The sequence below is a fragment of the Mesorhizobium sp. M0751 genome (assembly GCF_040320265.1).
GTDB lineage: Bacteria > Pseudomonadota > Alphaproteobacteria > Rhizobiales > Rhizobiaceae > Mesorhizobium.
Window position 1 is genome coordinate 1 of record NZ_JAMYPH010000032.1, and the last position, 13,331, is coordinate 13,331.

Consider the following 13,331-nt stretch of genomic DNA (forward strand, 5'->3'; position numbering starts at 1 on the left):
GAACGCCCAGGCAGCGCTCTCGGCGCTCAAAAAAGCATATATCTCTCAAATCGCATATCTATGCGCCTTCTCTGCAAAGGCCTCCTTGTGGGAGAAGGTGGCCGAGCGAAGCTCGGTCGGATGAGGGGTGCTCCAGCTTGGCAAAGGCGGTGCTCCGTCCAGCACCCCTCAACCGTCTCGGCGCTGCGCGCCGATCCACCTTCTCCCACAAGGGGAGAAGGGAAGCTCCTACCGTCCTGGCCGACCAGTCTTGCCGGGGTGGCGCTTTTCGCGGCGAGAGTCGGCGGGATCTTCGTAGGAGCCGATGCCGGTGCGCTGGCGGACAATGGGTTTTGCAGAATCGTCGCGATCCTTCGCGCCCCCCTCTGCCCTGCCCTCTTTGCCACCACTTGGCATCTCCCCCACAAGGGGGGAGATTGGCTGCGGTTTCGCCGGCACTTTTCCCTCGACCGGCTTCTCGGTCCGCCGCACCGTCATCTCGTCCAGTGAGTTCTTCCTGAACAGCGGTTTGGTCGGTTCACCCGGTATACCGAAATCCGAGCCGTGCGCCTCCTGCGCCGACTGTTTCTTGAACAGCGAACGGGACACCGCGCCTGACGGTGTCGGCATATCGGTGCCAGGCCCCATATCGTCCAGCGACGGCTTGGCGAACAGCGGCTTCTTGACCGGCACAGCGCCGTCGGCGCCCATTTCGTCGAGCTCCGGCTTGCGGAAGAGGTTGGGCCGGGCAGCCTTGGCCGCCTCTTCGGCGGCATGTGCCTCATCGAGCTTGCGGAAACGCTCCTGTTCCTCTGCTGTACGATGTTTGGCCACGCCCTTGTTGTGCTTGCCCTTCTCGCGGCCCGAGACCGGACTTTCCATGTCGGCATATTTGGCCAGCGGGTCGTCGGAGATGGAGAGCTCCATCTCGCGCAGCCGCTTGATCTCGTCGCGGATGCGGGCCGCCTTTTCGAAGTCGAGATTGGCGGCGGCGTCGCGCATCTGCTTGTCCATCGCGTCGAGATGCGCTTTCAGATTGTTGCCCATCATCGCGCCGGCGCTGTCGGTGAACTGCGAGATGTCGGCGCGGACATGGTCCTTCTCGTAGACTGAATCCAGGATGTCCGAAATGCGCGACTTGACCGATTCCGGGGTGATGCCGTTGGCCGCGTTCCACTCCATCTGCTTTTCACGACGGCGGTTGGTCTCGGCCATCGCCCGCTCCATAGAGCCGGTGACCTGGTCGGCATAGAGGATAACCTTGCCGTCGACGTTGCGCGCGGCGCGGCCGATGGTCTGGATCAGCGACGTCTCGGAGCGCAGGAAACCTTCCTTGTCGGCGTCGAGAATGGCGACGAAGCCGCATTCGGGAATGTCGAGGCCTTCGCGCAGGAGGTTGATGCCGACCAGCACGTCGAAGGCGCCGAGGCGCAGGTCGCGCAGGATCTCGATGCGCTCCAGCGTGTCGATGTCGGAGTGCATGTAGCGCACGCGAATGCCTTGCTCATGCAGATATTCGGTCAAATCCTCGGCCATGCGCTTGGTCAGCACGGTGACCAGCGTGCGGTAGCCTGCCCTGGTGGTCTCGCGGATTTCGCCCACGACATCGTCGACCTGCGTCTTGGCAGGGCGCACTTCGACCGGCGGGTCGATCAGGCCGGTCGGGCGGATGACCTGCTCGGCGAAGACGCCGCCGGACTGCTCCATCTCCCAACCGCCGGGCGTTGCCGAAACCGCGACGGAAAGCGGGCGCATGGCGTCCCACTCCTCGAAGCGCAGCGGCCGGTTGTCCATGCAGGACGGCAGGCGGAAACCGTACTCGGCCAGCGTCGCCTTGCGGCGAAAGTCGCCGCGATACATGCCGCCGATCTGCGGTATGGTGACGTGGCTTTCGTCGACAAAGACCAGCGCATTGTCGGGGATGTATTCGAACAAGGTCGGTGGCGGATCGCCCGGCTGGCGGCCGGTGAGATAGCGCGAATAATTCTCGATGCCGGCGCAGGAGCCGGTCGCTTCCAGCATCTCCAGGTCGAAGCGGGTGCGCTGCTCCAGCCGCTGCGCCTCAAGCAGGCGGCCGGCCCGTTCAAGCTCTTGCAGGCGATACTTCAGTTCTTCCTTGATCGACTTGATGGCTTGATTCAAGGTCGGGCGCGGCGTCACATAGTGCGAATTGGCGTAGATCTTGACGCTCTTCAGCTCGCCGGTTTTCTGGCCGGTCAGCGGATCGAATTCGGTGATCGCCTCGATCTCGTCGCCGAACAGCGAGATGCGCCAGGCACGGTCCTCGAGGTGGGCTGGGAAGATCTCGATCGTGTCGCCGCGCACCCGGAACGAGCCGCGGACGAAGTTGATGTCCTGGCGCTTGTATTGCTGGGCGACGAGGTCGGCGAGCAGCGCGCGCTGGTCGAGCCGGTCGCCGATCTGCATCTGGAAGGTCATCGCCGTATAGGTCTCGACCGAGCCGATACCGTAGATGCAGGACACCGAGGCGACGATGATGACGTCGTCGCGCTCGAGCAGCGAGCGCGTCGCCGAATGGCGCATGCGGTCGATCTGCTCGTTGATCGAGGATTCCTTCTCGATGTAGGTGTCGGTCCGGGGCACATAGGCCTCGGGCTGGTAATAGTCGTAGTAGCTGACGAAATACTCGACGGCGTTTTCAGGGAAGAATTTCTTGAACTCGGAATAGAGCTGCGCGGCAAGCGTCTTGTTGGGCGCCAGGATCAGAGCGGGGCGTTGCGTCTCCTCGATTACCTTGGCCATGGTGAAGGTCTTGCCCGAGCCGGTGACGCCGAGCAGCACCTGGGTGCGGTCGTTGCTGCTGACGCCCTCGACGAGATCCTTGATCGCCGTCGGCTGGTCGCCGGCCGGCTCGAAATCCGAGACCATCCTGATGGCGATGCCGCCTTCGGATTTCTCCGGCCGGGCAGGACGGTGCGGCGTCCACAGCACGCCGTCCTTGTGCAGCGGATTGCCGGATTCGATCAGCGCCGACAGCGCCGCGACGGTGGCGGTGACGCCGCCCGAGGCCATGGTCTCGGCGTCTTCGAGAGAGATATCGAGGCCGGCGACAGGGTTGAGACCGGCCGCAGTGCGCTCCCGCGCCGAAGCCGCGCCGCCCATCGAGGTGCCGCGTGCCGTACGGGCGGGGGAAGAGGAGCGCTCCGGGATCTTTTTCGCCGGCTTCGCTAATTTGCCGCCGACTTTGCCGGAAACGCGCCCTTCCTTCTCGGCTTCCTGCTCGATCTGCTCGGCCCAGTCGGCGATCGAGCCGGTCAGCGGCGCGCCGCTGAACTCGGCCTGCGGCGCCTCGGCAAAGCCGCCCTTGTATAGGGGCTCCGAGGCATCGAGAAAATCGGTCAGCGGACTGCGTCGCTTGGGCGGCGAAGCGCGCTCGTCATTCGCCGGCGGCGGCGTTTTCTTGTCGGAGAGTCTGGCCATGGCCCGAATATGGGAGGTATCGGCCAAAATGGAAAGAGCGGAGTGGCGGGTGGCGCGAGGCGCAATTTGGCTGCTGACAGCAGGCTGTCAGGAGTGACGTCGAACCACGCCCTCAATTAAACCACAGCGCAAACGTCAGAAACCCGGCGCCGCCGAACTGGCGCTGGATCTGGTTGAACTCCTCGCTGGTGAGAACCTTGCCGCGTTCGAGATAGGGCGCGATGGCCGGGCCGGTGATCGACAGCACCAGGTCGAAGGGTTTTGGCTCGTCGAAGAAGCGCTTCATGTTGATGCCTTTGTCGGCGATGCGAAAATGCGGCAGCAAGCTGCGGCCTTCCAGAAGATCCTCGGCCATGGCCAGGGCGGCGAGCCAGGCCTGCACCTGCTGCTCGCCGACGTCGAGGCCGGTCAGCGGGCTGGCGCCTTTCTGCTGCGGCCCGGGCAGCCATTCGCGGTCATTGTCGGTTTCGGCGCGGATGGCTTTCCAGTCCTCGCGCGACAGCCGGATCATTTCCATGAGATGGCGGCGTGCCGCTTGCCGGCGCTCAGGCTCGACCACTTGCCAGTTGATGAGATGCACCAGGGAGATGAAGTCGGCGAGGCGCCATTCGGACGTCAGAATGCCGCCGCCCATGCCGCCGTCCAGCGGCACGAGCGTGTCCTGCAGCGGCAGTTTTGCGCGCGGGAACAGCATGTGGAAGGAGCCGTCGAACGTGTTCCTGAAATCATGCGCCAGCCAGAAGTCGGCCTGCGCCATCAGGAACTCGGCATAGCCCTGCAGCCAATAGCCGTCGGCGCGGTCGAAGCGGAAGGTGAGGGCGGGTGCGGCCACGTCTGGCGCACCGCCGCCGCGTGACAGAGACGCCATGATCGCGGCGGCGCTTTCGTCCGGCGCGATCGTGCCGTCTTCGTTGAGGTCGATGCCGAGGCGGGTGAGGTCGATGACCATACCGATGTCCGCGTCGGCGGGCACCGAACCCAGCGTGGCTGCGGATTTCTCCAGCCGGTCGCGGAAGGCAACGAGAATGGCGCGGAATTGCTCGTAGGTCAGCGGCTCGGGATTGGCATTGTCCGGCACCGGCAGCCGCATCAGCGGCAGCATGAAGGATTGCGGGCTTTCGAAACCGTGGCGGTGCAGGCCGCCGGCCAGGATCTCCAGCGCGGTGAAGAATTCGCCGGCGCCGGCGGCGTAGGCAGCTGCCGGATCGCCGGGCGCTGCGGTTTCCAGCGCGGCAAGGGCGCTGTCGCGTTCGGCTACGGTTTTTGCCTCGAACAGGGCCGCCGCTTCGGGAGCCGCGGCGCTGGGTGAAGCCAGCGGCAGGAGAAAAATGATGGCGCACGCCACCAGCCTGGAAAAACGCTTCATCGTGATCGCCCCTTTTTTCGCTCCGCAGTGGATCATACACGCATTTGGTTCGCTGCGCCTGTGGCCCTGTGGTTCACCGATGACAGTCGACGCTTCAATCAATCCGGCGGACGGTCTACACAAGGCAAACGATTGGGCGTCTCGTGTCGAACTATCCGCTTTCCTACAAGCTATCCTGGCTGCCACGCTTCCTCTGGCCTTCGCTCGATGGCGACGCGCGCGGGTTTGCACCGGCGGCCGCAGTCCTGCTCGAACCGCTGCCGGCGCAGACGGTGCGGCTGGCTTTCGTTGGCGATATCTCGGCGGTGGCCAATCGCCGCGCGCCGGACTGCGATCCGGCGATTGCGGCACTGCTTGCCTCGGCCGATCTAGTGGTCGGCAATTGCGAAAGCCCGGTGGTGGAGCGGCCGAGCGCTGTTTTGGGTACAAGGTTTGGCACGCATCACGCGATGAGCGAGCGGTTCCTTGCCGAGGCCCTGGCCGCCGTCGGCATCCCGCGTGAAAAACTGGTACTGTCGCTGGCCAACAACCATGTGCTCGACCAGGGTATTGCCGGCTTCGACGAGACCGTCGCCGCGCTGGAGCAATTAGGCATCCGCACGATCGGCACTGCGGCTCCGGTCGAGCGGTTTGCGGTTGGTTCGCTGACCATTGGCCTTGCCGCCTTTACCTTGTGGCGCAATACGGGCGCGGCTCAGTTCGCGGGCCGAGTCTCGATGCAAGGCGATCCGACGCAATGGCCGCGCGACGCCGCTTCGGGTGTCGACCTCCTCTGCGCGGTGCCGCATTGGGATTGGGAATTCCGGCATTTTCCGCGTGCGAAGACGCGGGCACTGGCGCGGCTTCTGGCCGAACATGGCGTCGGCCTGGTCGCCGGACATCATGCCCATGTCGTGCAGCCGATCGAGCGGATCGGCAAGACGCTCGTTGCCTATGGGCTCGGCGATTTCATCGGCACCGCCTTCGCGCGGCAGCCATGGCCGGGCCGCATCGGCGCCATTCTCGTCGTCGACATCAGCGCCGATTCCGGCACGCGCGGGGCCATCGCCGCCTACCGGCTGCATGCCTTCATGCGGCTGCGCGCCGGCGATCACGAGCGGCTGGTCCCGGTCGAAGCGCTGGCGGGAAAATCGAGGCAAAGGGTTCTGGCCCGCCTCGATGCGATCTTCGGTGCCGTGCGCTGACGGCCGCGCTGACGCGGTCCACCAAACCGGCTATCATGCTCAACGCGGGCAGGCTTGTGGCGGCGGTGGGTGATGGAAACTGCGGATTGCATGCCGAGCGAAGCGGTGATCGCCGGCCTCAGGAAGAACATCGAGGCCTATGAGGCCGAAAGAGCTTCGGCCCATCGCCGGACGCGCTGGCGGGTGCCACTTTTCATCGGGCTGGTGCTGGTTTTCGTGGTGTTTGTGGCCTGGCTCTTCAACGGGGTTGCCGACCCGAACGAGCAGTGGTTCTCGACCCCGCATGTATTCCTCTATATCGGCGGATTCCTGGCGGCGATCCTGCTCTATTTCCGGGCGATCAAGCCAGCGAGCAAATTGCAGCAGTCGTTTCGCAACAGTTTGCTGCCGATCGTCTTCGGCTTCATCCAGGACGTGCGCTATCAGCATGGCGTAACGCCGAACTCCTTCGATCGGCTACCACGCGAGACGATTGGCGCGTTCAACCGTTCATATTTCGAGGACATCGTTTCCGGTCGGTACGAAGACTTTGCGTTCGAGCTCTATGAGGTGACGCTGCTGGAGAGGAACGGCAAGACCACATGGCAGGCCTTCAAGGGCGTCATTATCGCGTTCGACACCATTGCGCCGTTCCCGGGAATATTGGTGGCGGCGCGCCGTGCCAATATGGTGGTCGGTTTCTTCCGAGGCATGTTCGGCGGCAAGACAGAACAATTGTCATGCGGCGTACCCGAACTCGACGCCGCCTATGAGTTCCACACCGACAACATCGAAGCGGCGCGGCCGCTGGTGACCGGCCGGCTGGCGCAGGCGCTCGAATGGCTCGGCGAAACATGGCCGAAGGAACCGGCACGCGTCGCGCTCAACGGCAGCGACGGCTTTCTGCTGCTTCCGCAGACGAAGAACTTCTTCGAACTGCCGGACATCTCTGTGCCGCTCGACTATGCCAAGCATGTTGCGCCGATGATCGCCGACATAGCCACCATCCTGGCGACCGCGGCACTGGTGCGCAAGATCGGCGTGAAGGACGAGGAGGCGGGTTAGTCCGGCTGGGCGGTCAGCAATCGAAGCCGCGTTGGCTACGCATGTAGTCGACTTCTTCCTTCGACATCGACCTGAACATCACACAAACGGTGAAACTGCCAACCTGGTGACCGTTTCTGGTGTATCCCCAGTCGGAAATATCGTCTCGGTTGAATTCGATATACTGGCCAGCCACGACGTTGTGGACACTATGTGGCTCATTCGCCAATATCCCCACGAATCCGTTTTCGGTCCGCTGGAACGGGATGACCCAGAAGTGTTCGGTGACGTTTCCGTCCTTGATCATCACCTTCAGTTTGAATGTGTCCGTTCCAGGTGGCGGTTTCTGGGATAATGCCAGGAATTCATCCAAGCTGGCACGTGCCTGTGCAGTCGCCGCCGCCATATCTGGATCGTCAGGCGCGACTGCGACGACGCTGTCGTCGCCCTGACTGGAATCCTGAGCCTCGGCGGATATCGGAGCAAGCGCTAGCATCAGGGACAGAATCGCGCGGGACAGGTGCTTCATGGAATGGCGCCCTTACAATGGTCAGCATCATCATGGATCCGTTCGTATTTTCAATCATAGCGCGAAAAATACATTCACTGCAACCATAAGAAAATGCTCCTGATGCCGCAACTGCCGCTCTAGTTCTGCTACGCACTCCGGCTATGGTTTTTGCCGGAAGCTCGCGCTATCTCTGAGGCGGCGAGGGGTAGCATGATCGAAGAACGCAAGGGGTTTCGCCTATCGCGGCGGCTGCTGCTGGGTGCGGCGGTGGTCGGCGGCGCGATGCTGTGGGGCGGCACGACCGTGGCGCGGCTGGCGCGCGGTCCGTCCGGGCAGAAGAATTCCGGACGCATCGCCGACATTGACGGAATTGACCTGGCGCAGAAGCCGCTGGAGGGCCCGCCAGCCTACGATCCGTTGCTGCCATGGCTGACCAAGGGCGGCAACATCAACGATGCCAGCGGCCTGTCGATGACGCCGGTCTACGGCGTCGTTGAAGTCAGCGAGGAAGACCACATCGCGAGCGCGCTGGCCTTTGCCCGCGCCAATGGCCTGAAAGTCTCGGTCGCGGCGGTGCGCCATTCGATGGGCGGCCACGCCTTCGACGATAATGCACTGGTCCTCGACATGCGCAAATTCAACAAGGTCAGCGTCGATGCGGCGGCGAAGACGATGACCTTGCAGCCGGGCGCGCGCTGGCACGACATCCAGAACCTTTTGCACCCGCGCTTCGCGGTGAAGGCGATGCAGTCGACCGACATCTTTTCGGTCGGCGGCTCGCTGTCGGTCAACGCGCATGGCATGGACCACCAGGCCGGCTCGGTCGCCGGTTCGATCCGTTCGATGCGAGTGATGCTGGCCGACGGTTCGGTGACAACCTGCTCACTGACCGAAAACACCGAGTTGTTCCGCCACGTCGTCGGCGGCTACGGCCTGTTCGGCGTGGTGCTGGAGGCGACACTCGACATCGTCGACAACGCCGTCTACCGGACCTCGCGCGAGATCATCAAATCGGACGACTTTCCAAGGTTCTTCGCCGAGGTTCTGGAGCCAAACAGGACGATCGGTCTGTTTTATGGGCATCTGTCGACTGCGCCGGGTAATTTCCTCGAGGATATGATCGTCTACCGCTATGACAAGGTGGCCGACCAGCCGCCTTCCGACCAGCCGGCAATCGGCGAACCGGGTTCGGTCGGGCTCAAGCGGGTGATCATCAACCTGGCGAAATGGGGCAGCCTGTTCCAGGAGCTGAAATGGTTCACCGAAAAGACGCTGGAGCCGCAATTCGAGAGCTGCACGGTGGCGCGGACGACGGCAATGGCCGAGGGCGAGGCATGCCTCGTCACGCGCAACAATCCGATGCACGATTCAGTGCCGTATCTGTTCAACGATCTGCTCGACGAGACCGACATCCTGCACGAATATTTCATCCCGCGGGCGGCCTATAACCCGTTCATCGCGGAAGCGCGCGAGATCCTGCGCAACCAGAGCCTGCCGGTGCTCAACGCGTCGGTGCGCATCGTCCACAAGGAGGATGTGGCGCTGAATTATGCGCCGGAGCCGGCCTATTCGCTGGTGCTCTACATCAATCAGCCGACAGACGCCGACGGCAATGCCAGGATGCGGGCGCTGACAAGGGCGCTGATCGATGTGACGATCAAGCATGGCGGGCGTTTTTTCCTGCCCTATCAGCTGCACTACACAGGCAAGGAACTGCTTGCCTCCTATCCGGAACTGCCGTCCTTCCTGGCGAAGAAGCGGCAATACGATCCGGGCGAGCTGTTTTCGTCGATTTTTTATCGCGCCATCAAGGCATTGATCGGCACGGCCTGAAGCGCCGGTTACAGACCGTCAGGCAGCTTCGCCGCCAGCCAGTTCGCCGAACGCCTGGCGATGCCGATCGTTGCCGACGCGGCGCGGCCGAGATCGGTCTTGACCACGGCGTAGCCGGCCTTCGTGCGGTAGAGCACGGCGCGGCCGCCATCAACCGCCGCTTCATAGGCGACCGGCCGGGCGGCTTCCGTTTCCGTCGCCGTTGCCTGCGTTCCGACCGCAGCACTGGGCCGATGGCTCAGCTCCGGTGGCAGCGGGTCTGTCGCGGCCGTGCTGGCCGTCGTCAATTCAGGCTCGGAAGCGGTCGCCGCGAGCTGCGATGACGAAGACGAGTTCTGTGTCCGGCAGATGCCGGAGACCAGCGGATAGTCGAAATTGCGCTCGTGCAGCATCTGGCTTTTCATCGCCGCTTCGCATTCGGCGATGGTCGACCATTTGGCGGGCGTCTCGCCGATATATTCGCAAAGCCTGGCGTCGCAATCGCAGCCGACGATGATGGTCATGGCGACAAGGGCGGTCTTGATCACGGTCTTGTCCCTCCGAGTTGCCCGGCGCATGTGCGCAGGACAAATTGCTGCGGCGTCATCAATCGTTGCGGAACAAGGCGGGATTTGGCCGCGATTGTGGAATGAGCGTGGCGGAGCCTCACGCAACGTCTTGCCGGGGCGGGCTGTGACCGAAAGGCCTCAGTAATCGTAGACGTGCTCGAGCCTGGCGCCCGCCGTCATCAGCGCCGGCAGCACGAGGTGCAGCTTGCGCACGGCGACGGTCAGGCCGGTGCGGCGCGTCGAAGGTTCCGCCGGAAGCGGGTAGCTGAACAAGGTGCGTGCGCCTTCGGGAACATTGATCTCGTCATTGGAAAGTATGGTGATCATGATCTCGTCATTGCCGCCGATCTCGACGAAGGAGACGCCCTTGCCGATCAGGCGCGGGATCATGTCGGTGAACACCTGGTAGCGCCTGGTGACGAAGACCGTGCCGTCGGCGCCGAGATCGCGCTCCAGCAAGGTGTCGGGCTCGTTGCGCGTCACCTCGCTGACCGGACCCTTGGCCCAGACGTGAATGTCGAGCAAGGCCGGGTCGGTGGTGGCGGCGAGCGCCGACTTGATCAGATCGGCGTAGCCCTGCTTGATCGTGTCGGCGAGGCCGAAGGCGAGCTTGCGTTCACTGGTGCGGCCAGCGCTGTCGTCCGCTGCCGGCTGGACGGCAAACAGGCCGGCACGCTTTTCGGCATAGGGAAACTGGTACCACGGCACCTGGTCGAGAAAACCGGCATAGTCCGCCGCCACCTTCGCCTGGTAGATGTCGACCGCGGTGCGCTTGCCGGCTGTCGCTTCGGTGACGCGGCCGACCGTATTTTCATAGGCCCACTGGATGGCGTGCTCGATCGTGTGGCTGGTGCCGATGATCACCAGCATCTGGTGGTTGTCGAGGTTGAACTTGTAGGTGGAACTGGCGCGGATGACCATCGCATAGTCCTGCCAGAAGCGGCCGATATAGGAGAGATATGGAAAACCGCTCGGCTGGTTCTTGTCGACGAAGCCGGCATATTCGCGGGCGGCGTAGACGATGGCCCATTCCGGATAGGTGAGAAAGGTCGATTCCTCCGGCCGCTGGTAGCCGGGGATCTCGGCACGGACCTTGTCGGCCAGCGCCTTCGGCGGGGCACCCTCAGTGACGCCCGGCAATGGTGTTGTGTCCAGCGACGGCGTCGTGAGAAAGCCGTAGGCCAGCCCGGCGATCGGGATCAACACGACAATGACGACGACCCAGAGGATCGCCTTGATGATGCGCTTCAGCCAGCGGAACAGGAACATGGCCGGTCAGGCCGTGGCGAAATGGTCGTACACACGTTTCGACAGCCAGAACCCGACATAGACGGCGAAGCCGCCGATGACGATGTGCGGCAGGTTGGCGAAGAAGCGAGCCGGGAATTCGATGTCGTTCAGGGAGCGGAAGCCGTTGATGAAAATGCCGCCATCGAGGCAGCCGGAACCGGTGACCAGGCCGAGCACGCCGTCGAACAGATAGACCGAGCCGAACAGCTTGAAATAAAACACCGCCTGGCGGTGCGAGATGAAGGCGGCGGCCAGCGCCCAGACGCCGGAAAAGGCGTGCAGCAAATCGTCATACCATTGCAGCGAGAACAGGCCGAACAGATTGCCGCCGGCATCGTTGAAGGCCGGCACATAGCCGATGGCAACAACGCCGAAGAACAGGAAAGCATAGGCAACGGCAAGCTTCTGGATGAGCGTCATGAAATGTCCCCCTGCCGTCAGCCCTTTTAAACGGCCCCCGACGGCAAATGGATAGTAGCTGATTTTGGCGCAGGGTGAAGCGTCGCCGGCAAAATCGTCAGGCGGGGCCACAAAGACAGTCGGCGCCGGGATTTCTCCCAGCGCCTCCCTGTCAGATCAGGACACGGTCGCGGCAGCAACTTCCGAAGGATGTCGCGCCATGCCGGCCTTGATTTTGACGGTCCTGCCAGTCGCCGCCCGAGGGCAGCGTCCGTTCCGGACCCCGCCGGTCTCCGCTCTTGCGAGCTTTGCCCAGCGCGCCATCGAAGGTTTTTGCCGTCCTTCATGGCAGCATCGGTCCGCCGTCGGCGTTCGCACGCTTTCCGCGGCCCCGTAGGTCTCGGCGTCCATCCCTCCAACAAGCAAGCCTGTTCTCGTTCAGGGCCGTACGGGCCTCAGGAAATCCGCCGTTCCGCTTTGCCTTTCGGCGTGGCGATCGGTAGCCGCCTGAGATGGGTTTAATGTACGTCGGATAAGTGTTTAGCGGAACTGCCGCATGCCTGTGGATAGCGGGATTATCGGGGACTGACCCTGCCACGATAGCGACTTTGCGATCTCTGCCGCCGCCGGCCGGGATTTGCCGCCTCGATCCTGAAACCGGGGTGTCGGGCAATCGACCCTTGCCCCGCGGGCCGGCGCGGGCTTCAATGCCGGCAAATAATTGGAAGGCGTGTTCGATGGCCTTGGGGAGGGCGGGCTTGAAGGTCGCGGTGGTTCTCAATCCGATCGCCGGCGGCGGAAGGCTCAAGCGGCATTGGCCCGAGGTTGCGGCTTCGCTGAAAAGACATTTCGGCGATTTCGAGCTGCGTGAAACGCAGGCCGAGGGGGATGCCGAACGGCTGGCGCTCGACCTTGCCGCCATCGGCTTCGAGCTGGTGATCGCGGCCGGCGGCGACGGCACCGCCAGCGAGGTCGCCGACGGGCTGCTGAAGGCTTTCCGGGAAAGCGGCCGGACGGCCGAACTCGGGCTGCTGCCTTGCGGCACCGGCATCGACTTCGCCCGCGGGCTCGGCCTGTCGAACGATGTCGATCTGACGCTGAAGCGGATTGCCGAGGCCAAGCCGCGCAAGGTCGATGCCGGCTGCATCAGCTATGTCGACGACCACGGCGCGCTGGCCAGCCGCCATTTCATCAACATCGCCAGCCTCGGGCTTTCCGGCGCTACCGACCGCGCGGTCAATGCCGACAAGCGCAAGGGCAAGGTTTCGGCCAGGGCGCTGTTCTACTGGCGCACGGTCTGGGAATTCCTCCGCTACCGCTTCCAGGAGGTTGCGATCACCATCGACGACGGTGCCCCGGTCGAGGCGCGCATGGCGCTGGTGGCGGTGGCCAACGGCAAATTCTTCGGCGGCGGCATGATGATTGCGCCGGACGCCGAGCTTAACGACGGCGAGTTCGACATCGTCATCCTGCGCGCCGCCGGCAAGCTGAAGCTGATCTGGGACATCCGCCTGCTCTATGGCGGGCGGCACCGCAACCATCCGGCGATCACCATCCTGCGCGGCAAGAAAGTGGTTGTCGAGCCGCTCGGCGATGTGCAAAAGAACGCCGCGCTGATCGACATAGACGGCGAATCGCCAGGTCGCATACCGGCGACCTTCGAAATCCTGCCCGGTGCCTTGACGCTGAGATATTGAATCAAGTCGTTGAGACTTTGAATCAGGTCTTCCCGGCCTTGCTTCCGACGATCTGTCCAA

At 63.4% G+C, this 13,331-nt stretch carries 10 protein-coding genes; 4 read left to right on the forward strand and 6 right to left on the reverse strand.

The genetic code is table 11. From position 1 onward, the window contains the following. Positions 1-228 precede the first annotated feature (228 nt). Complete coding sequence (gene uvrB, locus NKI19_RS30110) at positions 229-3,420, reverse strand: excinuclease ABC subunit UvrB (protein ID WP_352489025.1); 3,192 nt, start codon at positions 3,418-3,420, stop codon at positions 229-231. A 112-nt stretch (positions 3,421-3,532) separates the two neighbouring features. Further along, positions 3,533-4,786 carry a hypothetical protein gene (locus NKI19_RS30115; RefSeq protein WP_352489026.1) on the reverse strand — a complete coding sequence of 418 codons (1,254 nt, stop codon included), beginning with the start codon at positions 4,784-4,786 and terminating at the stop codon, positions 3,533-3,535. A gap of 143 nt (positions 4,787-4,929) precedes the next feature. Here NKI19_RS30115 and NKI19_RS30120 point away from each other — a divergent pair, with 143 nt between their 5' ends. Together NKI19_RS30120 and NKI19_RS30125 are read left to right on the forward strand one after the other, a co-directional pair. Beyond that, positions 4,930-5,970, forward strand: a complete 1,041-nt coding sequence (locus NKI19_RS30120; RefSeq protein ID WP_352489028.1) for a CapA family protein — start codon at positions 4,930-4,932, stop codon at positions 5,968-5,970. A 72-nt stretch (positions 5,971-6,042) separates the two neighbouring features. Then, positions 6,043-7,014, forward strand: coding sequence for a hypothetical protein (locus NKI19_RS30125; protein WP_352489029.1), 972 nt, complete (start codon positions 6,043-6,045; stop codon positions 7,012-7,014). 13 nt (positions 7,015-7,027) lie between these two features. Here the strand turns inward: NKI19_RS30125 and NKI19_RS30130 are convergent, their stop codons facing one another. Beyond that, positions 7,028-7,522 carry a YegJ family protein gene (locus tag NKI19_RS30130; protein WP_352489031.1) on the reverse strand — a complete coding sequence of 165 codons (495 nt, stop codon included), beginning with the start codon at positions 7,520-7,522 and terminating at the stop codon, positions 7,028-7,030. A gap of 192 nt (positions 7,523-7,714) precedes the next feature. On the opposite strand from NKI19_RS30130, the gene NKI19_RS30135 reads away from it, so the two are divergent. Beyond that, a complete protein-coding gene (locus tag NKI19_RS30135) occupies positions 7,715-9,337 on the forward strand; it encodes an FAD-binding oxidoreductase (protein ID WP_352489033.1) in 1,623 nt (540 codons plus the stop codon). A gap of 8 nt (positions 9,338-9,345) precedes the next feature. Here NKI19_RS30135 and NKI19_RS30140 read toward each other — a convergent pair whose 3' ends face one another. The 3 genes from NKI19_RS30140 to NKI19_RS30150 all read right to left on the reverse strand — a co-directional run bounded on the left by NKI19_RS30140 (position 9,346) and on the right by NKI19_RS30150 (position 11,595). Continuing rightward, positions 9,346-9,864 (reverse strand): RAD23 family protein, encoded by a 519-nt coding sequence (locus tag NKI19_RS30140; RefSeq protein ID WP_352566644.1) that lies wholly within the window; start codon positions 9,862-9,864, stop codon positions 9,346-9,348. 159 nt (positions 9,865-10,023) lie between these two features. Beyond that, a complete protein-coding gene (locus NKI19_RS30145; protein WP_352566646.1) occupies positions 10,024-11,154 on the reverse strand; it encodes a hypothetical protein in 1,131 nt (376 codons plus the stop codon). Positions 11,155-11,160: 6 nt separating this feature from the next. Further along, positions 11,161-11,595, reverse strand: coding sequence for a DUF4383 domain-containing protein (locus NKI19_RS30150; protein WP_023719157.1), 435 nt, complete (start codon positions 11,593-11,595; stop codon positions 11,161-11,163). A 737-nt stretch (positions 11,596-12,332) separates the two neighbouring features. Between NKI19_RS30150 and NKI19_RS30155 the strand changes: the two genes are divergently transcribed. Next, positions 12,333-13,271, forward strand: coding sequence for a diacylglycerol/lipid kinase family protein (locus NKI19_RS30155; protein ID WP_352489037.1), 939 nt, complete (start codon positions 12,333-12,335; stop codon positions 13,269-13,271). Positions 13,272-13,331 lie beyond the last annotated feature (60 nt).